Source organism: Kribbella alba, assembly GCF_039529635.1.
GTDB lineage: Bacteria > Actinomycetota > Actinomycetes > Propionibacteriales > Kribbellaceae > Kribbella > Kribbella alba.
In genome coordinates, this window is the sequence record NZ_BAAANE010000004.1 from 1,418,827 (window position 1) to 1,441,869 (window position 23,043).

Sequence of the window (23,043 nt, forward strand, 5' to 3'; positions counted from 1 at the left end):
CGGGGACGCACGCCGCCTGCCGGCTCTGTCACCGGGCAGAACCTCGAGGGCTTGGGGTGACGCCGTCATCCTATCCGGAAGACGCCGTTCCGCAGTACCGGCACCAACTGGCTCCCATCGACCTCGGCCGCGATCGCCACGTCCGCCGCGAACCCGTATGCCGTCAGCTCCCGCCCGCCCGCGCACTCGTGCAGCAGCTGAGGCAGTTCGTCCACGACATCCCTGTACGCCGAGGCAGCCGCGCGGGCCTCCGGGGACAAGGGTGCGACACCTCTGTCTGCCAGTGCGGCCAAGAACCCGCCTGCACCCCAAAGATCTTCCACCGCCGGACGCAGCGAGCCGTCTGTCCAGCGCTCCCCCGCAGCGATCGCCACGACAGTCAGTGCAGCGTCTTCTGTGAGCTTGGCAGCAGCCCAAGCCGCTGCTGCCGACGCATTACGCAGGGACACCGCAAGCACTGTCGATCCGCTATCGCTGAGTTGCTGGGAGATCGTCGAGCCGTTCGGCGACGGCAGCACCAACCGCTGGACGTCCCGGGCTCGCCTGATCGAGACGGGCGAGAGGCTGATCCCATCGGCGCCCGCTTGGCCCCGCCCGACAGCCAGTACGGCGTCGTGCTTCTCAGCGAAAGCCTTCGCTGACTCATCGCGCCAGCGGTAGGGCAAAACCTCGATGCCCTGGTCCACGGCCACAGTCACGGCGGTTGTGAACGACAGGACGTCTACGACGGCGACCAGGTCTGCACGGACCGCGGCCGCGCCCACCGGGCCCCAGTCGAAGGCAGCGCGATAGCCGCTCTGCGCGTAAGGACTGGTCACCGACGGATCATGTCCCGCCGGCCCCAGTCCCTACAAACAGTTTCAGCTCAGAACGTCGGCGGCTGTCGGGGAGGAGTCGCGGAGGAAGGTCGCGCAGCGTTCGGCCTCGTCCTTCTCGTCGATGACGGCGGCTGCCTTGCCGAGGACGGCCAGGCAACGCAGGAAGCCGCGGTTCGGCTCGTGCTCCCACGGAACCGGGCCGTGACCCTTCCAGCCGTTGCGCCGGAGCAGGTCGAGGCCGCGGTGGTAGCCGGTGCGGGCATAGGCGTAGGCCTCGATCGTGCGGCCGTCCGCGAAGGCCGCCTCGGCCAGTTCCGACCAGGCCAGCGAAGAGGTCGGGAACTTGGCCGCTACCTCCGCCGGAGCGGCCCCGGCGGCGAGTTCCGCGGCCGCTGGGTCTACAGGGAGTAGTGTCTCGGGTGGACCAGAGAGCAGATTGTTCAATTCCATAGGCACATCTTCGCCGATCACGCTGCCGTACCGGCAGGTGACCGTCTGACGAAATCCGTTGACCGTTCACCGAGTGGCCACGGATGCTTGAGACCCTGCGTCAAGGCCGCCGTGGTTCCCAGCTACGGCCGGAAGGAGGCATCGGATGAGCGTCATAGTCCTGAACGCGTCATATGAGCCGTTGCACACCGTGTCGATCCAGCACGCCATCCGGATGCTGGTCCGCGAGGTCGCAGTGGTCGAAGAGGCGCACGGCGAACGGACCATCGGCCCTTTTCCAGTGCCACGGGTGCTGCGCCTGGTGCGCTACGTGGTGACTCACTGGCGTTATGCGGCAGGCCGGATGAAGTACAGCAAGCACGGCGTACTGCGACGCGACAGGTTCCGCTGCGCCTACTGCGGTCTGGGCAACGCGGACACGATGGATCATGTCCAGCCAAGATCCAGAGGCGGCCGGACAGAGTGGTTGAACGCGGTCGCGGCGCATGCCTCGTGCAACGAGCGGAAGGGCAACCGCACACCTTCCGAGGCCAACATGCCGCTCCTGTGGCAACCTTGGGTACCGACTCGCGCCGAGCTCGTCATACAGACATGACGGGCTTTTTTCATGCCCTCTTTCCACAGCTTTGAAGTCAGCGCGCTGAACCGGGGCTGATCACTGCATCTTCTCCGGTGTGAACCCACAACTCAGCGTGATGACCCTCATCCGTGGCGGGGTGTTCACCCGTGCCGATGCGCGCGCGTGTGGCTACCCCGACCCGGACATCGACTCCCTGCTGGACACCGGCGGCTGGCGCCGGATCCGGCCGGGCACCTATGCCGCGCACCGCGCGCTCGCCCCGGTGAACGAGGCGATGCTGCACCTCCGGCGCGTCTACCACGTACTCCGGTACGGCGAGCCGGGGCTGGCCGCGAGCCACCAGTCGGCGGCGGCGCTGCATGCCCTGCCGCTCTGGGGGCTCGACCTCGGCCAGGTTCACGTGACCGCACGAGACGGCCGACCCGGGCGGCATGCCGGCGGAGTCCACCGGCACGTCCGCGACCCGGTCGGGCCAGGCGTCCAACTGTGGAACAAGCTGCGCATGACCTCGCCCGCCCGGGCTGTCGCGGAGGTCGCCGCCAGCTCCGAGCTCGCGCCCGCGGTCGTGCTCGCCGAAGCAGCCCTGTACGCCGGGTTGGTGACCCCGAGTTCGCTCAAGCGTGCCGCGAGCCAGCTGGTCCAGGGAGTCGAGCGAGCTCACCAGGTGTTCGCGATGGCGGGGGTGGAGTCGGCTTCGGTCGCGGAGTCGCGGTTGCGGCTGATTCTCGCCGAGGCGGAGTTGCCGGTGCCCGCGTCGTCACCACCGCCGGGATGCGAGCTGGAGGTGGCGAACTGCGCGCTCTGGTTCCCCGACGAGCGGACCGTGGTGGAGTTCGAACCCCACGAGCCCTTCTGGTGCGAGGAGTTCGACGACTATCTGGAAGAAGCCGCCGCCCGCGTTTTCGGCGCACCACCTCCTGGGGAGCCGACAGCGCCCGAGCCGCTGGAGTACTGCTGGATCTCCTGGGCGGATCTCGACGAGCCGGCCCTGGTCGTGGACCGGGTCCGAGCAGCCTTCGCCCGAGCGTCCCGGCGTACGGGTGTCCGTGTCTTCGACCCCAACCGGCCCCGGCGCAAACGGGCCGGCGACTGGACGGGGCGGCGAGGAGCGGGCGGTGAGCTCGCACTGCCGTCCGACCACGACCTCCCCTGCTGAATTTGCCCACCGATCAGACGGCGGTACTGAGCTCGGGCACAACGGAAGGAGCCCGCCGCGGGAGAGCGGCGGGCCCTTCAGGAGCTGCGGATTCCTTCAGGAGAAGGCGGTCCGGCGATCTGCGGGAAGGTCAGGCGAGGAGGGAGGTGCCGGTGGCGCGGAGGTCCTCGCAGGCGGTGACGACGCGCTTGGCCATGCCACCTTCGGCCAGCTTGCCCCAGGCGCGCGGGTCGTAGGCTTTCTTGTTGCCGACGTCGCCGTCGACCTTCAGGACGCCGTCGTAGTTGGTGAACATGTGCCCGGCGGCCGGCCGGGTGAAGGCGTACTGGGTGTCGGTGTCGATGTTCATCTTGACGACGCCGTAATCCACCGCGGCGCGGATCTCCTCCAGGGTCGACCCGGAGCCGCCGTGGAAGACGAGGTCGAACGGCTTGTCCTTGCCGACCTTGGCGCCGACCTGCTCCTGGATCTCCTTCAGGATCTCCGGACGCAGCTTGACCGAGCCCGGCTTGTAGACGCCGTGCACGTTTCCGAAGGTGAGCGCGGTCAGGTAGCGGCCGTTCTCGCCGATGCCGAGCGCCTCAACCGTGGCCAGGCCGTCCTCGACGGTGGTGTAGAGCTTCTCGTTGATCTCGTGCGCGACGCCGTCCTCTTCACCACCGACGACGCCCACCTCGATCTCGAGCACGATTTTCGCGGCCGCGGCCTTGACCAGCAGGTCCTTGGCGATCTCGAGGTTCTCCTCGAGCGGCACCGCGGAACCGTCCCACATGTGCGACTGGAACAGCGGGTTCTCGCCGCGGGCGACCCGCTCGGCGGAGATCTCCAGCAGCGGCCGGACGAAGCCGTCCAGCTTGTCCTTCGGGCAGTGGTCGGTGTGCAGCGCGATGTTCACCGGGTAGTTCTTGGCGACCTCGTGCGCGTACGCCGCCAGCGCGACGGATCCGGTCACCATGTTCTTCACGGTCGACCCGGACAGGTACTCGGCGCCGCCGGTGGAGACCTGGACGATGCCGTCCGAGCCCGCCTCGGCGAAGCCCTGCAGAGCGGCGATCAGCGTCTGGGAGGAGCTGACGTTGATGGCCGGGTAGGCGAAGCGGTTCTGCTTGGCCTTGTCCAGCATCTCGGCGTAGACCTCAGGGGTGGCAATAGGCATGTCTCGCGGTACTCCTCACAACAAAGTTCCGTGTGGGTGAAGCTCCAGTATCACCGTCGCCTACCTCGTCGTACGCGGCGGCCTCCCTGCCGGGCCGGTCGGGTGACCGGGGAGCGAACGGCAGGCGAACAGACCAGTTGATGAACAGGACCGGTCCAGTTTGTTTCAGGCGGACCCGGTCCGCGGACCCCGGGGGGTCAGGGCCATGTGCAGCCGGTAGCGATCGGCCCGGTAGGCCGACCAGGACAGCTCGACGACCTTGCGGCCGGCGAAGGTGGTGCGCTCGAGGACCAGCAGGGGTGCCCGTCTGGCCACGCCGAGGACCCGGGCCACGTGACCGTCGGCGTTGTCCGCCCGGACGGTCTGTTCCCCGGAGGTGACGACGACGTCGTACTCGCTCGCGAAGACGTCGTACAGGGTGCCGAGCTCGCGGCCGAGCAGGCCGGGGAAGAGCGCGGACGGGTAGTAGCCGACCTCGTAGGCCATCGGCGAGGCGTCGGCGGTGCGCAGCCGCTCGACCCGGATCACCTTGGTGCCCTTCGGCACCCGCAGACCCTTCGCGGTCTCGTCGGACGCCTCGATCTCGGTCGCCGAGAGCACCACGGTGCCCGGCTCGAGACCGCGGGCCCGCATCTCCCGGGAGAACGAGGTCAGGTGGAGCTGGGAATCGACCTGGGGGCCGGTGACGAAGGTCCCCTTGCCGTGCACACGTTCCAGCGCGCCGGACTCGACCAGGTCGCTGATCGCCTGCCGGACAGTCACCCGGGACACGTTCAACTTGTCCACCAGCGCGCGCTCGGACGGAATCGGGTCACCCGGGTGCAACTCGACCTCGATCAGCCGTTCCAGCACCGATCGGACCTGGGCCCGCTTGGTAGCCACCATCGAATCTCGATCCTCCAGACCTGGGCGGGAACCGGGGGGTGCCCCCGTACACCGCTCACTGCTATCGTGCGCAGCATACCTGTTAAGACCAGATAGGACCAGTGATCGTAGTGGTGTCTGTCCCCGCCCCTGCCACCCAGATGGCGCGCGAGATCGCCGAGCAGCCCGCGGCTCTGGCCGCGACGTTCGAGCACGTGCTGCCGCTGCGCCACGACATCACCCGGCTCGCCGCCGGGCGACGGCACGTCATCTTCGTGGCCCGGGGGTCGTCGGACAACGCCGGCGTCTACGGCCGCTATCTGACCGAGATCCACGCCGGCCGGCAGGCATCGCTGGCCGCGCCCTCGGTCGCCACCCTGTACGGCGCCAACCTCGACCTGTCGAACTCCCTGGTCGTGGCGGTCAGCCAGTCAGGCGCCACCCAGGAGATCGTCGACACCGCCGAGTGGGCCAAGCGCAACGGCGCCGCGATCGTCGGCATCACCAACGACGGCGACAGCCCACTGGCGTCGACCGCCGACGTCGCCCTGATCACCCAAGCAGGCAAGGAACTGGCCGTCCCGGCGACGAAGACCTACACCACGCAGCTCGCCGCGATCACCGTCGCAGTCGACGCGCTCGCCCAGAAGCCGGGCACGCTCGACGCGGACATCGCGCGCGTCCCTGAGGCTGCCGCGAAAATGCTGGAGGGCTCGGTCGAAGCCGCCGCGGACCTGCTCGCGGGCGCCCACGACGTACTGGCCAGCGGCCGCGGACTGACCTTCGGTACAACGCTCGAGGTGGCACTCAAGCTGGAGGAGACCTGCCTGCAGCCGGTCCGCGGCCTTTCGTACGCAGACCTCAAGCACGGACCCATCGCAGTAGTCGACGCGGACCTGGTCACCATCCTGGTGGCGGCCGGCGAAGGCCCCGCGCTTCCCGGCATGACGGAACTGGCCTCGATCGTCCGCGAGAAGGGGAGCAAGATCCTCGGCATCGGCGGCGACGCGACCTTCGCCTCCCGCTGCGACGTGAACCTGGCCGGCCCGGACCTGCCCGAAACCCTGTCGCCGCTGGCGCTGATCATCCCGGCCCAGCGCGCCATCGAGGCTCTCGCCCGCAAGCTCGGCCTCGACCCCGACGCTCCCCGCGGCCTCCGCAAGGTCACCCAAACCGACTGAGTCTCCACCGACGAAGTCCCCGCCGCTCGCACTATCGGAACGGCGGGGACTTCGTCGATTTCAGGCTTGAGCGTGTGCCTTGTCTGCTTGGGCGGCGCGTGCCTTGTCGGTCTGAGCGTGGGCCTTGTCGGTCTGGGCGCGTGCCTTGTCGGCTTGGGCGCGTGCCTTGTCGTAGGACTGCTGGGCCTCGACGATGCCAGGCATGCTGCCTCTTAGGTAGGCAATCAGGTCGAGCAGCTTGGTGGCCAGTACTTCGCCGGTCGGGGTCAGGCTGTACTCGACCTGCAGCGGGAAGGTCGACTGGACCTCCCGTTTCACCAGCCCGTCGCGCTCGAGCGCTTGCAGCGACTGGGCCAGCATCTTCTGACTGACTCCCTGGACGTGCCGGCGGAGCGCGTTGAACCGCAACGGCCCATCGGCCAGCGCGCCGAGCGCCAGCGCACCCCACCGACCTGTCACATCCTCCAGTACCGGCCTGGACGGGCACGTAGAGGAGAAGACGTCATACTCCACGTCGTGATCCACAACGATCAGCTTACCCCAAATGGAAACCGATTACAGAACGATCGCAGTTTCTACTAGTGACTAGTTTCCAAAAGTAACTGTAGAGTGAGGAGAAGTCGCCCGCACCGGGGCGATCCCTCAGGAGGTAGCGAAATGATCGATCGTCGTTCTCTGATCAGGAACAGCACCGCCGCCGGCTTCGGCGCCCTCGCACTAGCCGCCGTCAGCAGCGGCACAGACCTGGCTTACGGTTCGACCGGCCCAGCAGGCGCCGCCGGACAGCTCAACACCCAGAAACCGGGCTACCCGGCCAACCTCTCCGCCGAGGAGCGCCGGCACCTGCGGATCTTCGACGAACTCGACTTCGAGGTCTTCACACATCAGGAGTGGGACCGGCTGGGTGAGAGCCACGCGCGCAGCATCCGGGTGCACTGGCCCGACGGGCATTTCACCGACGGCATCGACAAGCACACCGCCGACCTGGCCGCACTGTTCGTCTGGGCCCCGGACACCCGGATCCTGCAGCACCCGTACCGGCTGGCGAACGACCAACTGACCGCCGTCACAGGTGTCATGCAAGGCACCTTCACCAAGCCGATGCCGGACGGCAAAGGCGGAATCATCAAGCCGACCGGCAAGGCCTACGCCCTGCCAATGGCGACCGTAGGCATCTGGAACACCCACAACACGATGGACGAGGAGTACCTGTTCTGGGACAACCAGAGCTTCTACGCGCAGATCGGCCTCGGCTGACCGGCTCGAACGAACCTCCTCGCAGAGATCCGCGAAAATACCCAGCCAAAGTGCTCATTTGGTGAGCACTTTGGCTGGGAGGGTTGTTCTTGTCAGCAGGTCGAACGAGAGGAACCCAGAGATGTTGCGAGGATTAGCCACCGTCAGCTTCTTCGCCGACGACATGGCCGCTGCCAAGGTCTGGTACACCGAGTTGCTGGGCATCGAGCCGTACTACGCCGTGCCGGAGGTGGGCGACCCGGCATACCTGGAGTTCCGGTTCGGTGATTTCCAGTGCGAGCTCGGCCTGATCGACGCCCGCTACTCGCCCCACGGCCTCAGCGAGAAGCCGTCCGGCGCGGTCATCTTCTGGCACGTGGACGACCTGGAGGGCACAGTTGAGCGACTGCTCTCGCTGGGCGCGACCCTGCACGACCCGATCACGAACCGAGGCACCGACACCGGCTTCCGGACAGCCTCGGTGGTCGATCCGTTCGGCAACATCCTCGGCGTCATGAACAACCCGCACTACCTGGAGATCCTCGAGTCCCTCAAGCCCTGAGCCTCAACCAGCTGACTCGCCGCCGGCCGCCGGCGGCGAGTCAGATGCGCCCGCGGCGCTGCAGCGCAGTACTGATGTGGCCGGCGCATTCCTGTAGGGGCCCTAGCACGTCGGAGAGCAGTACATCCCGGCTGGTTCGGGAGGCGTGGGCCGAGGCGTTCAACGCCGCCACGGCACGACCACGCGAGTCAACGATCGGTACTGCGATCGACCGCAGCCCTAGCTCCAACTCCTGATCGACCACCGCGTAACCGTCAGCCGCAGTACGCGCAATCACCTCGCGCAGCTCATCCACCGAGGTCACCGTGTGCGGGGTGAGCTGCTCCGGTACCAGCGAATCCAGGTACGCCGACAGCTCGGCCTCGGGTAGTCCTGCCAACAGCACGCGCCCCATCGAAGTCACGTATGCCGGCAACCGCGCACCCACGCCGAGCGCGACAGTCATGATCCGGCTGGTCGGCACCCGCGCCACGTACACGACGTCCGGGAGGTCCAGCGTCGCTATCGAGCAGGACTCGCGGGTCTTCGCGCTCAGGTCCTCCATGAACGGCCCGGCGATGTCACCCAGGTCCAGCGACGACAAGTACGCCCAACCCAGTGCAAGCACTCGCGGCGTGAGGGAGAACCGGCGGCCGTCGCTACGCACATACCCGAGCTCTTCAAGCGTCAGCAGGATCCGACGGGCGGTCGCGGGCGTGATTCCGACCCCCCGGGCGACTTCGCTGAGCGTGAGCGACGGCGTCTCCGCGGAGAACGCCCGGATCACGGCCAGGCCACGCTCCAGCCCCTGCAGGAACGTTCCCGTAGACGGTTCAGCAGACATCGGCTAGCCTTTTCGTTGAAAGAAGAATTTTTCGCTCAGCGAAATCCTAGCGGAGAAGCCGTGACGAATCCAGTCCCCCTGGCCGAAGCCATCGCCAAGCACGTGCACGACGGAGACACGGTCGCACTGGAGGGCTTCACCCATCTGATCCCGTTCGCCGCGGCCCACGAGATCGCGCGCCAGGGTCGGCGCCACTTGACGCTCGTCCGGATGACGCCGGACCTCGTGTACGACCAGCTGATCGGTCTGGGCGTCGCGGACGAGCTGGTCTTCTCATACGGCGGCAACCCCGGCGTCGGCTCGCTCCACCGGCTGCGCGACGCCGTGGAGAACCACTGGCCACACCGACTCGCAGTACACGAGCACAGTCATGCCGGGCTAGCTAATGCGTACACAGCCGGGGCTGCACGCCTGCCGTTCGCCGTACTGCGCGGCTACCGCGGCACGGACCTCGAGGAGCAGCGCGACATCATCTCGCGCGTCACCTGTCCGTTCACCGGCGAGGAACTCGCCGCAGTGAAAGCAGTGAACCCCGACGTGACGGTGATCCACGCACAGTTGGCGGACCGCGACGGCAACGTGATGCTCTGGGGAATCACCGGGGTCCAGCGCGAAGCCGTGCTTGCTGCTCAGCGGGCGATCGTGACGGTGGAAGAAGTAGTCGACGAGTTCCCCGAGCACACCGGTGCGGTCATCCTGCCGAACTGGGTGCTGTCTGCGGTCAGCGTCGTACCGAACGGCACCTGGCCCTCGTACGCGGCGGACTACTCGGTGCGCGACAACGACTTCTACCAGCAGTGGGACGCGATCTCCCGCGACCGCGGGTCTTTCCTCGCCTGGGCTGCCGCCAACGATCTCAAGGAGACAGCCGATGCCTGAGTGGACCAGCGCGGACATGATGAATGTTGCAGCGGCGCGGGAGTTGTCTGACGGGGACGTCTGCCTGGTCGGGGTGGGGCCGCCCAACCTGGCCGCGAACCTCGCGCGGAGGACGCACGCACCGAACTGCCGGCTCGTCTACGAGTCGGGCGCGATCGACGCGAAACCACGACGGCTGCCCTTGTCCATCGGCGACGACGACCTGGCCGCGACGGCGACCGCGGTGGTGTCGGTGCCGGAGATGTTCAACTTCTGGGTCGGTGCCGGCCGGATCGACGTCGGGTTCCTCGGTGCTGCGCAGATCGACAGGTACGGCAACATCAACACGACCGTCATCGGCGACCACGCCGACCCCAAGGTTCGACTGCCCGGTGCCGGCGGAGCGCCGGAGATCGCGGCCGCCGCAGGTCGGGTGATCGTGATCGTGAAGCAGTCGCCACGCACGTTCGTGGAGAAGGTCGACTTCGTCTCCTCGGTCGGCTACGGCCCCACCGGCCAAGAACGGGACGGACGCGGCGCTGGGCCGACTCTGGTGATCACCGACTATGGCGTGCTCGAGCCGGATCCCGAGACCCACGAACTGACCCTCACCCGGCTGCATGAGGGGGTCACCGTCGAGGAAGCGCGAGCAGCGACCGGCTGGGACCTGAAGGTTGCCGACAGCGTCAGAGTTGTCCCGCCGCCAACCGACATCGAGCTGGAAGAGCTTCGCCGGTTGAGGAATCGGGAGCCCGCCGATGCCTGAGTCGTTTGTTCATGTCGGACTGGCTGGTCGGATCGTGCTCGGGCCGGGGACGCTCGACCGGGTAGCCGACGAGGTCGACTTGCTGGGGATCGGCAAGGTGTTGCTGATCGCAACGAAATCCGTGCGGGATGATGCCGATCTGCTGGAGTCCGCTCTGCATCACCGGTTCGCCGGGCGGATCGACGAAGTACGCCAGCACGTGCCGGCTGACCGCGCCGAGGCCGCGCGGGCGAAGGCGATCGAGGTGGGCGCCGGGGGGATCGTCGCGATCGGCGGTGGTTCGGCGATCGGGCTGGCGAAGGCGATCGCTCTGACCTCCAGGCTGCCGATCATCGCGGTGCCGACGACGTACTCGGGCTCCGAGATGACACCGGTGTGGGGCCAGACTGCCGACGGCGACAAGACGACCGGCACCGATCCCGTCGTACTGCCCAAGACCGTGGTGTACGACCCGCTGCTGAGCCGTCGTCTGCCGATGAAGGTGACCAGCGCGAGCGTCGCGAACGCCCTTGCGCACTGTATCGAGGCCACCTGGACCCCGAAGGCCGATCCGATCACCGAGGTCACCGCGGTCGAAGGAGCCAGAGCCCTGCGTGAGGGATTGCTCGCAGTTCTCCACGAGCACGCCGATCTAGACGCCCGCAGCAACCTTCTGTACGGCGCGAGTCTCGCGGGTTCGGCGCTTGCCATGGCCGGGACGGGGTTGCACCACAAGCTGTGTCACCTGCTCGGCGGAACTTATAACCTCCCGCACGCCGAGACCCACGCCGCAGTACTTCCTCAGGTGACTCGTTATAAGGCGCCGACGGCACCGAGGGCCAAGGGCCGCCTGGAAGCCGCGCTCGAGATCGACGACCTGGCAGCAGGACTGTTCGACCTCTTCACCACGGCGAACGCGCCGACCAGCCTCCGCGACCTAGGACTGACCGAAGCGCAGGCACACGAAGCAGCCAAGGAATACGCCGCGAACCACGACGAGGAAGAGGAGAAGGTCGTCACTGACATCCTCGCCCGTGCCTGGGCCGGCACTCGACCGACGGAAGACGCGTGGGTTGGCACACGCCCGGCAGAAGACCTGAAGGAGTCGCAGTGAGATCCGCGTACCTGCTGGATGCGGTCCGGACGCCCGTCGGGAAACTCGGCGGATCCTTGTCCGGCGGACGTCCGGATGACCTGGCCGCTGTCACGCTGCGGGAACTACTGGCCCGCAACCCCGGACTCGACCCGGCCCGGATCGAGGACGTCTTCCTCGGCAACGCGAACGGCGCCGGCGAGGAGAACCGCGACGTCGCCCGGATGGCCGCGTTGCTTGCCGGCTTCCCGACCAGCGTGCCCGGTACTACGGTCAACCGGCTCTGCGGGTCCGGCCTCGAAGCAGCGATCCAGGCCGCTCGCGCGATCGAGACTGGCGACGCGAGCCTGGTGGTGGCAGGCGGCGTGGAGTCGATGAGCCGCGCCCCCTGGGTTCTCCCCAAGCCGGACAAGGCCTTCCCACACGGCAACCTGACCGCCGAATCCACCTCGCTGGGCTGGCGACTGATCAATCCCCGGATGCCGTCGGAGTGGACGATCTCCCTGGGCGAGGCGACCGAACTGCTGGCCGAGCGCTACCACGTCGACCGTGAGGCACAGGACCTCTTCGCGCTGGAGAGCCACGACAAGGCCGGAAAGGCCTGGGCTGCCGGGAAGTTCGACACCGAGGTGGTGCCGTGGGAACACCTCGCGCCGGTGCTGCCACAAGGCCGCAACGCCCCGAAACCGCTGACCCGCGACGAGTCCATCCGCGACGGCGGCACCCTCGAGTTGATGGCCGGACTCAAGCCCGCCTTCCGGACCGACGGAACCGTTACGGCTGGAAACTCCTCCACCCTGAACGACGGCGCTTCCGCAGTACTGATTGCCGATGAGGCAACGGCACAACAGCTCGGCATCACTCCGCTGGCGCGAATCGTGAGCCGGGCAGTGCACGGCGTCGAACCGCAGTACTTCGGGATCGGGCCGGTCGAGGCGTCGCGCACAGCGCTGGCCAAGGCAGGGATCGGCTGGGACGACCTGAAGCTGGTCGAACTCAACGAGGCCTACGCGGCGCAAAGTCTTGCCTGCTTGGGCGAATGGCCGGAGCTCGACCGCGACAAGGTGAACGTGAACGGCGGGGCGATCGCGCTCGGGCATCCCCTGGGCAGCTCCGGTACGAGGATTCTGACCACGCTCGCGCACGAACTGCGGCGGCGCGGTGGCGGCTATGGCCTGGCCACGCTGTGCATCGGCGTCGGCCAGGGACTGGCGATGGTGATCGAGGCATGACAGTCATTCGAGCCCTCCGGGGCAGTCGGAGCATGAGGGGTTCGGGATCGACGAATGAGGAGCGCCAGGATGGATCTCGAGGGTGATGAGCTGACCGACGCGGTGGTGGGGAGCTTCGACAGCAGCCCCGACGCGCGGATGAAGGCCGTGATGGGCGCGCTGGTGCGCCACCTGCACGCGTTCGCGCGTGAGGTCGGCCTGACCGAGGAGGAGTACTTCACCGGCATCGACTTCCTGACCCGGACCGGTCAGTTCTCCTCCGGCTCCCGGCAGGAGTTCGTGCTGCTCGCCGACGTACTGGGACTCTCGATGCTCACCGTCGGCCTGGGCAACCGAAAGCCTCCGGAGGCCACCGAATCAACGGTTTTCGGACCGTTCTTCGTCGAGGGCTCCCCCGAGATCGAGCTCGGCGGCGACGTGTCCAACGGTGCTCCCGGACAGCCGTGCCTGGTGAGCGGGCGAGTCCTGGACACCAAGGGCCAGCCGATCGCCGGTGCGCTGGTCGAGACCTGGCAGGCCGACGAGGACGGGTTCTACGACGTACAGAAAGACGTCGACGGACCGCAGAACCGCGGCCACCTGACGACCGATGCCGAGGGCAACTACTCGTTCTGGGCGGTGCGGCCGGTCGCCTACCCGATCCCGGACGACGGCCCGGTCGGCGAGCTCCTCCGGGCCGGCGGTCGTGGACCGATGCGCCCGGCTCACATCCACTTCATGGTGACCGCGCCTGGCTACTCCAGGCTGATCACGCACGTCTTCGCGGCGGGCGACGAGTACCTGCACAGCGATGCCGTCTTCGGCGTCAAGGACTCCCTGATCGCGAGCTTCGTCGAGCACCCGGCGGGGACCGCTCCGGACGGCCGGCAGTTCGACCACCCCTATAACACCGTCCAGTACGACTTGGTGCTCGCCACCATCGAGGAGACCCGCTCGTTATGACCGACGCATTCGAGACCGACGTCCTGATCGTCGGCAGTGGCCCGGCCGGGGGTGCCGCTTCACTGTTCCTGTCCAGCTATGGCATCGACAACGTCGTACTGACCCGCTACCGCTGGACCGCCAACACGCCGCGAGCCCACATCACCAACCAGCGCACGGTCGAACTGATGCGCGACATGGGCATCGAGGACCAGATCACCGACAAGGGCACCACGCACTCGTTGATGGGCCAGACCGCCTTCTGCACCAGCCTCGCCGGTGAGGAGATCGGCCGGATCCGCACTTGGGGCACGCATCCCCAGCGCCTCGCCGACTACACCGAAGCCAGCCCGACCCTGCCGTGCGATCTGCCGCAGACGCTGTTCGAGCCGATCCTCGTCGGTACGGCGGCCAGTCGGGGCGCGCGGATCCGCTTCGACACGGAGTTCCTGTCGCTCGACCAGGACGCCGACGGAGTCACCGCGCACGTCCGGGACCGGCTCAGCGGTTCGGAGTACGAGATCCGCGCCAAGTACCTGATCGGCGCGGACGGCGGTCGCAGCAAGGTCGCCCAGGACATCGGCCTGCCGATGGCGGGCGCGATGGACATCGAGGGTTCGATGAACATCGTCTTCGAGGCGGACCTGTCCAGGTACGTCGCGCATCGGCCGAGCGTTCTCTACTGGGTGCTGCAGCCGGGCGCGCAGATCGGCGGCATCGGCGCCGGCCTGGTCCGGATGGTCCGCCCGTGGCACGAGTGGCTGATCGTCTGGGGCTACGACATCAACCAGCCCGCGCCGGTCGTCGACGAGGCGATGGCGACCGAGATCGTGCGCAACCTGGTCGGCGACGACACCATCGACGTCAAGCTCAAGGGCACCTCCGTCTGGAGCGTCAACCACATGTACGCCGAGCAGTCGTCCGTCGGCCGGGTGTTCTGCATGGGCGACGCGATCCACCGGCATCCGCCGAGCAACGGCCTCGGTTCGAACACCTCGATCCAGGACGCCTACAACCTGGCGTGGAAGCTGGCCCTCGTACTGCGCGGCCAGGCGTCGCCGTCGCTGCTGGACACCTACGACACCGAGCGGACGCCGATCGCGAAGCAGATCGTGGAGCGGGCGAACAAGAGCCGCACCCAGTTCGGGCAGATCTTCCGGGCGCTCGGCATGACGCCGGACGCACCGGCCGGGCGCACGATCGAGTCGCGCAAGGACGACACCCCGGAAGGCGCGGCACAACGCGAGGAGCTACGCGAGGCGATCGAGCTCAAGGACTACGAGTTCAACGCACACGGGGTGGAGCTGGGCCAGCGCTACTCGTCCGCGGCGGTCGTCCCCGATGGGACACCCGAGCCTGCCTACGACCGGGACCCCGAGCTCTACTACCACCCGACCACCTGGCCGGGCGCGAGGATCCCGCACTGCTGGCTGACCCGCGGGACCGACACCGTCAGCACCCTCGACGTGGTCGGCAAGGGAAGGTTCACCCTGCTCACGGGCATCGGTGGCGACGCCTGGATCAAGGCCGCCGCAGCCGTCTCGGACGAGACCGGCGTCCCGGTCGAGTCGTTCGTCATCGGCCCCGGCCGCGAACTGGAAGACCTGTACGGCGACTGGTCCCGCCTCCGCGAGATCACCGACACAGGGTGCCTGCTGATCCGCCCGGACGCCCACGTCGCTTACCGGTCGCACACCCTGCCAGGCGACCCCACCAGCACCCTCACCGAAGCCTTCCAATCCCTGCTCGGACGGTAAGCCGCCCGAGCAGGGAGTGGTCGACCTGTCCGTCGCCGCCTCCCGGGGTCTGCCGGGACGGCCCGGGGAACGCACCAGCCACACGGACACGGAGGGCCGGCGTACCGACCGACAGGAAGATGTCCCCGGTCGGGCTGAATTGGTCAGGTGTTCAGGCGGCGCGGGGTTGCGGCTGTAGCGCCGGTGGGGACTACTTCCTGTCGGTCGGTACACCCACCCACCGGCCTGCGGACACAACGGCCGTGGGCTGTGGCAAGCAAGCGGGAATTAGGGCAACTGGTCGTAGGTGTGGCGGCGGACCCAGGCGTGCATAGCGATGGCCGCCGCCGCGCTGGCGTTGATGGAGCGGGTGGACCCGAACTGGGCGATCGACAGGACAGCTGTGCAGATCGCGTGCGCCTCAGCGGTCAGCCCCGGGCCCTCCTGGCCGAACAGCAGGACGCAGGCAGTGGGCAGTTCGTACGTCTCCAGCGGGACCGAGCCGGGCAGGTTGTCGATGCCGATCACCGGCAACTGATGGTCGGCGGCGTACTTCGCGAGGTCCTCCAGGAGCGGGTGGTGCCGCACATGCTGGTAGCGGTCCGTCACCATCGCGCCGCGGCGGTTCCACTTCCGGTTGCCGACGATGTGAACCTCCTTCGCCAGGAACGCGTTCGCAGTACGGACGACTGAGCCGATGTTCAGGTCGTGCTGCCAGTTCTCGATCGCGACGTGGAACGGGTGCCGCTGCCGGTCCAGGTCCTCGACGATCGCCTCCAGCCGCCAGTAGCGGTACTTGTCCACCACATTGCGCCGGTCGCCGTGCTCGAGCAGCTCGGGATCGAGGCGTGGATCGTCCGGCCGGTCGCCCTTCCACGGACCGACGCCGACCTGCGTGGGGCCGACCAGATCGGTCCCGATCAGGTCGGCCTGGTCATCGCGATTACGCTCCTGCACAGGTTGGGACGCTACCCTGTCCGCGTGCTTCCTATGATCGCGATGCTGATGCCCAACTGGATGGACCCGGAGTTCCTGCTCAACTGGCTCGGTGACTGGGCCCTTTGGGGAACCGCAGCGGTCGTGTTCATCGAATGCGGCCTGCTGTTCCCGATCCTGCCCGGCGACTCGCTGCTCTTCGCGGTGGGCCTGTTCATCGCGATCGGCACCATCAACGTGCCGCTGTGGGTCGCCTGCGTGGTGCTGACGGTGGCCGCGTTCCTAGGGAACGTCTCCGGCTACTACATCGGCAGGGCGCTCGGGACCACGCTGTTCACGAATCCGGACGCGAAGTTCCTCAAGCCCAAGTACATCGAGCAGACGACTGCGTTCTTCGACCGGTACGGTCCGCGCGCGCTGGTGATGGCGCGGTTCGTGCCGATCGTGCGGACCTTCATCACGGTCACCGCGGGCGCCGGCCGGATGGACCCGAAGCGGTTCTTCCTGTGGACCGGCGTCGGCGCGGTCCTGTGGGGCACGGGCGTCACCCTGCTGGGCCACGCGCTCGGCAACGTGAAGATCATCCACGACCACCTCGAGTCGGCCCTGATCCTGCTGATCGTGGTCTCGCTGATCCCGATGGTCGTCGAGTACGTGCTGGCCAAGCGCCGCGGGCGCAACCACGACGCCGATGGCGACGGCCACGACGACCGCTACGACAGCTCGGCCAAGCAGGCGGCGGTAGTGGAGAACCTCAACGACTGAAGGTCAGTGCCCGAACGGACTGTGTCAATGCCCGAACGGACTGTGTCAATGCCCAAAAGGGAAATGCGGATCTGACCAGACATAGTCGGTGCTCAGGTCGGTGAGCTGTGCCACCCCGACCTGACCGATCGGCAGTGGCCCGACCAACTGACCGGAGCCGAGTGAGCAAGCCACCCGGACCCGGTCCGCCGCCTGGTACCAGACCAGCGCCCCCCGTGGCGCAGCTCCCTCGTGGAGCAGAGCGTGATGGTCGAGCCACCGCAATGCGTCGGCCGGATCGTGCCAGCCGCTGTCCTGGGCATAGCCGAAGGCCATCCGCTGGAACTTCAACGACCAGTCCTGCCAGGCCGTCGAACCCACCCGCTCCAGCTGCCAGGTCAGCGCCGATTCGGTGTCTCGTGGGTTTGCCACCCACTCCACAGTCCGGCGCTCCACAACAATCTCCCCCATGAATCTCCCCCCTGGCCGTGCTCCCCCATCCTCCGGCTCCCGCCGAGGTCAGCAGAATCCTCGTCCGTCGGCATACAGGGGCGATACATTCCACCTATCAATAACTGAGTGCAATTGGGCGAGTGCGAATCAGCTGACGGCCTGCGTCGTGGGGGTCAGCTCGGCAAGGGAGCGGCGGGCCTCGGCGGCCTTGTCGTCGTTGCCGATCTGCTGCCAGGCCCGGACCGCGCGGCTCAGGTAGCGCCGGGCGAAGTCGGTGTTGCCGGAGCGGGCGTGCAGCTCCCCGAGGTGCAAAGCAGCCTGGCCCTCGACGCTCCGGTCGCCCAACCGACGGCCGATCTCGATCGCGTCCATCAGCATCCGGCGCGCGGCCGCTTCCTCGCCGGTGGCCCGCAAGGCGTTGCCGAGCTCCGCGCGGGCGTAAGCCGCGCAGTGGTCGTCCCCGATGCCGTTGAAGATCGCCAGCGAAGCCTGCAACTGCCGCACCGCCTGGTCCTGCCGCCCCTGCTGGAGCCGCAGGGCCGCGATCCGGCGCCGCACCTTGGCCTCCCGGTGCGAGTCCCCAAGGCGCACCCCCAGCAGAAACGCTTCGGCCAGATACCGCCCGGCCGTCACCGTGTCGTCGCGGCCCAGCCAGATGGAGGCGGCCGCGCTCCGGGCCACCGCTTCCGCGTTCGCGTCGCCGACCTCGACGAAGGCGTCGACAGCAAGCTCGTACTGCGTCAGTGCCTCGTCCGGGCGGCCCCGCTCGCGCAGCCAGGTCCCGAGTCCGACCGCGGTGATCCCGGTGCCGAGCCGGTCGCCGACCTCCGCGAAGATCGACGCCGCCTCGTTGAGGTGGTTCCAGGCCGGCTCCCAGTCGTCGCGGTAGAGCGCGAGCTGGGCGAGGTTGCGGTGCATGATCGCCTCGCCGCGGCGATCCCCGCACGCGACGGCGCTGAGCAGCCCGGGCTGGTGGGACTCGTTCCAGTCGTCGAAACCGGCCCGCATATCGAGGTAGGGCCCCCAGGCCGCGGCGATCCGCCAGGCGTGCTCGTGCAGGCCGTTCTGCGCGGCGGCGCGGATGGCGGGCACGAAGGAACTGCGCTCGCTGTCGAACCACGCGATCGCATCCACATCGCTGAAGGGCTGCGGGTCCGAATCGAGCAACGGTCCTTGGTGGTCCAGCACTCCGAAGTAGCCGAACGGCAACGCCGCCGTAGCCCGGCGAACCTTGTGCAGCAGGGCATCCAGAACAGTTGAGAGGTCCTTCAGCGCCTGGGCTTTCTGCTCCTCGTCGCCCACACCGATCGCGTGCAACCGCAGCAGGTCGTGCACCCGGTACCGCGCCTTGCCAGTGGCATCCACCGAACTGATCTGCACGAGGTTGACCTCGATCAGGCGATCCAGGCTCCGCCGTACGGAGGAGGGCGAGGCGACCGATTCCAGCACGCGGGCGGAGAACTCGCCGACCGCGAAGTGCCCGATCAACCGGTAGAGCCGGGCCTCCTCCGCGTTGAGCGAGCCGTAGCTCAGGTCCGCGCTGGTCCGGACCGCCAGCTCGCCGATGCTCAGCTCGTCCAGCCGCTGGGTCTCGTCGCGCAACCGCCGGGCCAGCTCGGCCGGGCTGAGGTCGGGCCGCTGCGCCAGGCGGCTCGCCACGATTCGGATCGCGAGCGGCAGGTTCCCGCAGGCCGCCAGGATCTCCTCGGCCGCGGCGGACTTGCTGTCGACCCGGCCCGCCCCGGCGACCCGCTCCAGGAGTTCGGCGGCTTCACCGTCGTCGAACGTGTCGAGCGGCGTGCTGTCCGCGCCGGCAAGATCCATCAACCGGTTCCGGCTCGTGACGACGACAGCGGAAGCGCCCGTGCCGGGCATCAACGGCGCGACCTGCCTGGCCGACGCGACATCGTCGAGCACGATGAGCACCCGCCGGCTGGCCAGCTCAGACCGCAGCATCGCCGACCGCCGCTCGGGATCGGCCGGTACTGCGAAGTCGGGGATGTTGAGGCTCAGCAGCAAATCGGTGAGCGCGCCGCCGGAATCACGGGGTTGGGTGGCGCCGCGCATGTCCAGGTAGATCTGCCCATCAGGGAACGTGTCTCTGACCAGATGACCCAGCCGAACCGCCAACGAGGTCTTCCCGGTCCCGGGCGCTCCGGAGATCACCGCGATCGGCGGCCGGACGCGGTCACGTCCACAGACCAGGTCACGCAACTGCTCGAGGCGTTCCTGCCGACCGCTGAAGTCGGACAGGTCGAGGGGAAGCTGACTGGGAGGCCGCTTCGGCTCAGTCAGCTCCGGCGCCGCCATGAGCCCCAGTACTACGTCCTGCGGATCCTCCTCGGCGGGGCGATCCGTCGTACGGGGAATGCCTGGGGCGGGCCAGTTCGCCGAGCGGCCGTTCTCGGCGCGGGCTCCGGCGGCCTGGAGTTCCGGTCCCGGCTCGACGTCCAGCTCGTCCGCCAGCGTCCGGACGGCCTTCGCATAGGCAGCGCGGGCCTCGGCGGTTCTGCCTGCCGCGTGCAACGCATCCACGAGCCGCCGCCACAGCTGCTCGTCGTACGGGTCCTCGGTCAGGCGACTGCTGAGCAGCACGGCGGCTCCGGCTGCGTCGCCGTGCTCGAGGCGGAGGTCCAGGAGTCCGTCGACCAGCCCGCGGTACTGCGCATCCAGCCGGGCGATCGAGCCCTCCCAGGCTGAGGCTGGCGTCAGGTCCTCCAGCGGGTGGCCGCGCCAGAGTGAATACGCACGGGACAGGACCTGCATCGCCTGACGGCCTTCACCGGCGTCGCGCAGGTGGCCGCCTTCGGCCAGCAGGGCCTCGAAGAGGCTCGAGTCGAGCTCGTCGACGCCTACCTCGATGCTGTAGCCGGCGGCCGAGGTATCGATCGGCGCGGGCAGTCCGGCCTCCTGCAGCACTCCCCGCAGAGCCCGGACGTAGGTGCGGATGTTCGCGGTCGCCGAGCGGGGCGGACTGCCCTCCCAGAGGGCGTCCGCGATCAGGTCGGTCGAGACGAAGCGGTTCGGGTGCAGCAGCAGGGTGGCGAGGAGCTGCCGCGGTTTGCTGGCGCGCAGCGGCTGGCCGTGCAGGTGGCCCAGGCGCAGAGGTCCGAGGATCTCGTACCTCAGACTGTCCACTTTGGGTCCCTCTCCGACGTTGAACCGACCCATGGTGGCATCCCGCCCGGGCTGACGGGAAGGTGCGGGCGCTGCGATGTATGTCGCGATGTACGCCGGATGTATCTGCGGAGAGCAAAGTTGTCGGTGGTACCGGGGGGAGGGCAGGCCCGGGAACGGCGAGTGACCATCGCCGCGCCCGGGTCTGAAGACCGGCCAGTAGTACGGGGCACTGAGCTTCGGCCAGGGGGACGTGGTCGGGGGGAGCTCAGTGAACTACTGGCCACCGGTGAAGGGTGATTGGCCGTCCTGCGGACCTGGGGCTCCCGCAGGCGGCCCGCCCACCGGCGGCTGCCCCTGGTAGGGGGACTGGCTCTGAGCCGGCGGGAACTGCGCCTGGCCCTGCTGATAGCCGCTCTCGTCGCCCGGAAGCGGCGGCTGGATCTGACCCGACGACTGCGCGCCCGGCTGCGGCGGCGGCGCCTGCTCACCGGCAACCGAGCCGATCGTGCCGAAGGAAACCTGCGGGACGGACCGCACGGCCTCGTCCTTGACCTCGAAGTAGCCGGCCTTCTCGAACTTGAAGCTGCCGGCGATGACGTTCGACGGGAACGCCTCGATCCGGGTGTTGTAGTCGCCTACGTTCGCGTTGTAGAAGCGGCGGCCGGCGGCGATCCGGTCCTCGGTGTCGGTCAGCTCGCGCTGCAGGTTCAGGAAGTTCTGGTTCGACTGCACCTGCGGGTAGGCCTCGACCGAGATCATCAGCTGCCGCAGCGCGCCGGACAGCTCACCCTCGGCGGCCGCGCGCTGCTCCGGCGACGCGCCCTGCACGTTCACAGCCTGGGTGCGGAGCCGGGCGACCTCCTCGAACACGTGCCGCTCGTGCGCGGCGAAGGCCCGGACGGTCTCGACCAGGTTCGGGATCAGGTCGTAGCGGCGGTGCAGCTCGACGTCGATCTGCCGCCAGGACTCCTGGATCAGGTTCCGCTGCTTGACGAACCGGTTGTACGAGACGATCAGCGCGATCGCCAGAATCACGATGATCGCGACGATCACGATGATGACGAGGGTCATTTCCCTGCTCCCGAGTGTTGACTAGCCGTGACTCTAGTCCCCGCCAGGGCCGCTGCCGCCGGTGCGCGGGTCGACGCCCGCGTAGTCGCGCCAGACATAGGGCGAGACGTTGTCGACCACTGACTGCAGGAGCTGCAGGCGGTTCATCACCTCGACCGGCGTGTGCGGGCCGGAGTCCCACCCGACCAGGGAATTGCCCTCGATCCGCCAGCCGATCTCGCCCCGGGACAGCAGCAGCTCCATCATCCGCGGGTGGATCACCGCATGCCCGAAGCGAGGGTCGTCCGCCTTCACCCGGAACGCGCGGTTGAACTGCTCGCTCTCGAACTGGAGATCGGCGAACCCGAGCGCGTTCGCGACCGCCCCGCCGAAGATCCCCTCGTGGGTCACTTCGAGGTGCGGCAACGGCGCCGGCAGTTGCAACACCACGACACCGAACTTGTGCGTCGTGGTCCGCCGCTGTCCTTTCCCGTTGGTTGTGTGGGTCTGGTAGCTGTAGTCGAAGGCAACGATGTTGTGGCTCTGGAAAGACCCGCTCAGTACATTTCGGGCGCGCCAGTGATCGCCGGTCTGGAACGGCGTACCGGTCCACTGCCCGGCCAGCGAGTCATTCTCCGGGACGTAGGCGAACCCCTGGTCCGCGGCGAACGCGGCGAATGCCTCCCGCCGCTTCTTCGCCTGCACGTAGTTGACGTACGCGACCCCGACGCCGATCACGACCGCCAGGACGATGACCAGGACGGGGGTGATGCTCAAGAGCCGAGGCCCAACTCCTCCAGGCCGAACACCGAGCGGTACTCCAGCCCCTCCGACTCGACCTTCTCCTGCGCACCGGTGGCCCGGTCCACGATCACCGCCACGGCGACCACCTCGGCCCCGGCCTCCCGCAACGCCTCGACGGCGGTGAGCACCGAACCACCCGTGGTGGACGTGTCCTCGACCGCGAGCACCCGGCGGCCTTTCACGTCCGGGCCCTCGATCCGGCGCTGCAGCCCGTGCGTCTTCTCGGCCTTGCGGACGACGAACGCGTCGAGCTTGCGGCCCTGCTGAGCCGCCGCGTGCAACATCGACATCGCCACCGGGTCCGCGCCGAGCGTGAGCCCGCCGACCGCGTCGTACTCGAGGTCCGCGGTGAGCTCCAGCATCGCCGGCCCGATCAGCGGAGCCGCCTCGGCGTCCAACGTGATCCTGCGCAGGTCCACGTAGTAGTCGGCCTCCTTACCGGAGGCCAACGTCACCCGCCCGTGCACGATCGCCTTGCCCTTGACCTGCTCCAGCAACGCATCCCGATCAAAGCTCATGGGCGTT

General features: G+C 68.1%; 24 protein-coding genes. 12 read left to right on the forward strand and 12 right to left on the reverse strand.

All coding sequences use genetic code 11. The features are described from left to right. Positions 1-65: 65 nt before the first annotated feature. Positions 66-818 (reverse strand): 2-phosphosulfolactate phosphatase, encoded by a 753-nt coding sequence (locus ABD210_RS13615; protein WP_344111588.1) that lies wholly within the window; start codon positions 816-818, stop codon positions 66-68. A 42-nt stretch (positions 819-860) separates the two neighbouring features. Beyond that, positions 861-1,268 (reverse strand): DUF3151 domain-containing protein, encoded by a 408-nt coding sequence (locus ABD210_RS13620; protein WP_344111589.1) that lies wholly within the window; start codon positions 1,266-1,268, stop codon positions 861-863. Positions 1,269-1,413: 145 nt separating this feature from the next. Between ABD210_RS13620 and ABD210_RS13625 the strand changes: the two genes are divergently transcribed. Together ABD210_RS13625 and ABD210_RS13630 are read left to right on the forward strand one after the other, a co-directional pair. Continuing rightward, complete coding sequence (locus tag ABD210_RS13625) at positions 1,414-1,863, forward strand: HNH endonuclease (protein ID WP_344111590.1); 450 nt, start codon at positions 1,414-1,416, stop codon at positions 1,861-1,863. Positions 1,864-1,942: 79 nt separating this feature from the next. Continuing rightward, entirely contained in the window at positions 1,943-3,004 is a 1,062-nt protein-coding gene (locus tag ABD210_RS13630; RefSeq protein ID WP_344111591.1) for a type IV toxin-antitoxin system AbiEi family antitoxin domain-containing protein, read from the forward strand. A 130-nt stretch (positions 3,005-3,134) separates the two neighbouring features. Here the strand turns inward: ABD210_RS13630 and fbaA are convergent, their stop codons facing one another. Both fbaA and ABD210_RS13640 read right to left on the reverse strand, forming a co-directional pair. Continuing rightward, a complete protein-coding gene (gene fbaA, locus ABD210_RS13635; RefSeq protein ID WP_344111592.1) occupies positions 3,135-4,160 on the reverse strand; it encodes a class II fructose-bisphosphate aldolase in 1,026 nt (341 codons plus the stop codon). A gap of 165 nt (positions 4,161-4,325) precedes the next feature. Next, positions 4,326-5,045 carry a GntR family transcriptional regulator gene (locus ABD210_RS13640; protein ID WP_344111593.1) on the reverse strand — a complete coding sequence of 240 codons (720 nt, stop codon included), beginning with the start codon at positions 5,043-5,045 and terminating at the stop codon, positions 4,326-4,328. 113 nt (positions 5,046-5,158) lie between these two features. Here ABD210_RS13640 and ABD210_RS13645 point away from each other — a divergent pair, with 113 nt between their 5' ends. Beyond that, a complete protein-coding gene (locus tag ABD210_RS13645) occupies positions 5,159-6,205 on the forward strand; it encodes an SIS domain-containing protein (RefSeq protein WP_344111594.1) in 1,047 nt (348 codons plus the stop codon). A 60-nt stretch (positions 6,206-6,265) separates the two neighbouring features. On the opposite strand, the gene ABD210_RS13650 is transcribed toward ABD210_RS13645, so the two are convergent. After that, entirely contained in the window at positions 6,266-6,730 is a 465-nt protein-coding gene (locus ABD210_RS13650; protein ID WP_344111595.1) for a winged helix-turn-helix transcriptional regulator, read from the reverse strand. A 132-nt stretch (positions 6,731-6,862) separates the two neighbouring features. Between ABD210_RS13650 and ABD210_RS13655 the strand changes: the two genes are divergently transcribed. Together ABD210_RS13655 and ABD210_RS13660 are read left to right on the forward strand one after the other, a co-directional pair. Then, the gene (locus ABD210_RS13655; protein WP_344111596.1) at positions 6,863-7,462 is read left to right on the forward strand and encodes a hypothetical protein; all 600 of its coding nucleotides are present in this window, start codon (positions 6,863-6,865) and stop codon (positions 7,460-7,462) included. 121 nt (positions 7,463-7,583) lie between these two features. Next, positions 7,584-8,003: a VOC family protein gene (locus tag ABD210_RS13660; protein ID WP_344111597.1), complete on the forward strand. Its 420-nt coding sequence runs from the start codon at positions 7,584-7,586 to the stop codon at positions 8,001-8,003. A gap of 40 nt (positions 8,004-8,043) precedes the next feature. Here ABD210_RS13660 and ABD210_RS13665 read toward each other — a convergent pair whose 3' ends face one another. After that, entirely contained in the window at positions 8,044-8,826 is a 783-nt protein-coding gene (locus ABD210_RS13665; protein ID WP_344111598.1) for an IclR family transcriptional regulator domain-containing protein, read from the reverse strand. A 60-nt stretch (positions 8,827-8,886) separates the two neighbouring features. Between ABD210_RS13665 and ABD210_RS13670 the strand changes: the two genes are divergently transcribed. The 6 genes from ABD210_RS13670 (at position 8,887) to ABD210_RS13695 (ending at position 15,432) form a co-directional block, all read left to right on the forward strand. Further along, a complete protein-coding gene (locus ABD210_RS13670; protein ID WP_344111600.1) occupies positions 8,887-9,705 on the forward strand; it encodes a CoA transferase subunit A in 819 nt (272 codons plus the stop codon). Continuing rightward, entirely contained in the window at positions 9,698-10,450 is a 753-nt protein-coding gene (locus tag ABD210_RS13675; RefSeq protein WP_344111601.1) for a CoA-transferase subunit beta, read from the forward strand. The genes ABD210_RS13670 and ABD210_RS13675 overlap by 8 nt, the downstream gene beginning before the upstream one ends. Continuing rightward, a complete protein-coding gene (locus ABD210_RS13680) occupies positions 10,443-11,543 on the forward strand; it encodes a maleylacetate reductase (protein WP_344111602.1) in 1,101 nt (366 codons plus the stop codon). Before ABD210_RS13675 ends, ABD210_RS13680 begins: the two co-directional genes overlap by 8 nt. After that, complete coding sequence (locus tag ABD210_RS13685) at positions 11,540-12,754, forward strand: thiolase family protein (RefSeq protein WP_344111604.1); 1,215 nt, start codon at positions 11,540-11,542, stop codon at positions 12,752-12,754. The genes ABD210_RS13680 and ABD210_RS13685 overlap by 4 nt, the downstream gene beginning before the upstream one ends. A gap of 69 nt (positions 12,755-12,823) precedes the next feature. Further along, positions 12,824-13,696 (forward strand): intradiol ring-cleavage dioxygenase, encoded by an 873-nt coding sequence (locus ABD210_RS13690; protein WP_344111605.1) that lies wholly within the window; start codon positions 12,824-12,826, stop codon positions 13,694-13,696. Further along, positions 13,693-15,432 (forward strand): FAD-dependent oxidoreductase, encoded by a 1,740-nt coding sequence (locus ABD210_RS13695; protein ID WP_344111606.1) that lies wholly within the window; start codon positions 13,693-13,695, stop codon positions 15,430-15,432. Before ABD210_RS13690 ends, ABD210_RS13695 begins: the two co-directional genes overlap by 4 nt. A gap of 267 nt (positions 15,433-15,699) precedes the next feature. Here the strand turns inward: ABD210_RS13695 and ABD210_RS13700 are convergent, their stop codons facing one another. After that, on the reverse strand, positions 15,700-16,368 hold the full coding sequence (locus ABD210_RS13700) for a TrmH family RNA methyltransferase (RefSeq protein ID WP_425552660.1): 669 nt from the start codon (positions 16,366-16,368) through the stop codon (positions 15,700-15,702). Positions 16,369-16,401: 33 nt separating this feature from the next. Between ABD210_RS13700 and ABD210_RS13705 the strand changes: the two genes are divergently transcribed. After that, positions 16,402-17,112 carry a DedA family protein gene (locus ABD210_RS13705; RefSeq protein ID WP_344112054.1) on the forward strand — a complete coding sequence of 237 codons (711 nt, stop codon included), beginning with the start codon at positions 16,402-16,404 and terminating at the stop codon, positions 17,110-17,112. A 45-nt stretch (positions 17,113-17,157) separates the two neighbouring features. Here the strand turns inward: ABD210_RS13705 and ABD210_RS13710 are convergent, their stop codons facing one another. The 5 genes from ABD210_RS13710 to pyrE form a co-directional block, all read right to left on the reverse strand. Next, positions 17,158-17,562 (reverse strand): hypothetical protein, encoded by a 405-nt coding sequence (locus tag ABD210_RS13710; RefSeq protein WP_344111607.1) that lies wholly within the window; start codon positions 17,560-17,562, stop codon positions 17,158-17,160. Positions 17,563-17,691: 129 nt separating this feature from the next. Continuing rightward, the gene (locus tag ABD210_RS13715) at positions 17,692-20,682 is read right to left on the reverse strand and encodes an AfsR/SARP family transcriptional regulator (RefSeq protein WP_344111609.1); all 2,991 of its coding nucleotides are present in this window, start codon (positions 20,680-20,682) and stop codon (positions 17,692-17,694) included. A 255-nt stretch (positions 20,683-20,937) separates the two neighbouring features. Next, complete coding sequence (locus ABD210_RS13720) at positions 20,938-21,735, reverse strand: LemA family protein (protein ID WP_344111611.1); 798 nt, start codon at positions 21,733-21,735, stop codon at positions 20,938-20,940. Between the two features lie 33 nt (positions 21,736-21,768). Further along, positions 21,769-22,491 (reverse strand): hypothetical protein, encoded by a 723-nt coding sequence (locus tag ABD210_RS13725; protein WP_344111613.1) that lies wholly within the window; start codon positions 22,489-22,491, stop codon positions 21,769-21,771. Next, entirely contained in the window at positions 22,488-23,036 is a 549-nt protein-coding gene (gene pyrE / locus ABD210_RS13730) for an orotate phosphoribosyltransferase (RefSeq protein WP_344111614.1), read from the reverse strand. Before pyrE ends, ABD210_RS13725 begins: the two co-directional genes overlap by 4 nt. Between the last annotated feature and the right edge of the window lie 7 nt (positions 23,037-23,043).

Excerpts from the sequence above, each read along its gene's own strand:
- ABD210_RS13620 (WP_344111589.1), bottom strand. The coding sequence starts at position 1,268 with ATGGAATTGAACAATCTGCTCTCTGGTCCACCCGAGACACTACTCCCT.
- ABD210_RS13625 (WP_344111590.1), top strand. The coding sequence starts at position 1,414 with ATGAGCGTCATAGTCCTGAACGCGTCATATGAGCCGTTGCACACCGTG.
- fbaA (WP_344111592.1), bottom strand. The coding sequence starts at position 4,160 with ATGCCTATTGCCACCCCTGAGGTCTACGCCGAGATGCTGGACAAGGCC.
- ABD210_RS13640 (WP_344111593.1), bottom strand. The coding sequence starts at position 5,045 with ATGGTGGCTACCAAGCGGGCCCAGGTCCGATCGGTGCTGGAACGGCTG.
- ABD210_RS13655 (WP_344111596.1), top strand. The coding sequence starts at position 6,863 with ATGATCGATCGTCGTTCTCTGATCAGGAACAGCACCGCCGCCGGCTTC.
- ABD210_RS13660 (WP_344111597.1), top strand. The coding sequence starts at position 7,584 with ATGTTGCGAGGATTAGCCACCGTCAGCTTCTTCGCCGACGACATGGCC.
- ABD210_RS13665 (WP_344111598.1), bottom strand. The coding sequence starts at position 8,826 with ATGTCTGCTGAACCGTCTACGGGAACGTTCCTGCAGGGGCTGGAGCGT.
- ABD210_RS13675 (WP_344111601.1), top strand. The coding sequence starts at position 9,698 with ATGCCTGAGTGGACCAGCGCGGACATGATGAATGTTGCAGCGGCGCGG.
- ABD210_RS13680 (WP_344111602.1), top strand. The coding sequence starts at position 10,443 with ATGCCTGAGTCGTTTGTTCATGTCGGACTGGCTGGTCGGATCGTGCTC.
- ABD210_RS13690 (WP_344111605.1), top strand. The coding sequence starts at position 12,824 with ATGGATCTCGAGGGTGATGAGCTGACCGACGCGGTGGTGGGGAGCTTC.
- ABD210_RS13695 (WP_344111606.1), top strand. The coding sequence starts at position 13,693 with ATGACCGACGCATTCGAGACCGACGTCCTGATCGTCGGCAGTGGCCCG.
- ABD210_RS13705 (WP_344112054.1), top strand. The coding sequence starts at position 16,402 with ATGATCGCGATGCTGATGCCCAACTGGATGGACCCGGAGTTCCTGCTC.
- ABD210_RS13710 (WP_344111607.1), bottom strand. The coding sequence starts at position 17,562 with ATGGGGGAGATTGTTGTGGAGCGCCGGACTGTGGAGTGGGTGGCAAAC.
- ABD210_RS13720 (WP_344111611.1), bottom strand. The coding sequence starts at position 21,735 with ATGACCCTCGTCATCATCGTGATCGTCGCGATCATCGTGATTCTGGCG.
- pyrE (WP_344111614.1), bottom strand. The coding sequence starts at position 23,036 with ATGAGCTTTGATCGGGATGCGTTGCTGGAGCAGGTCAAGGGCAAGGCG.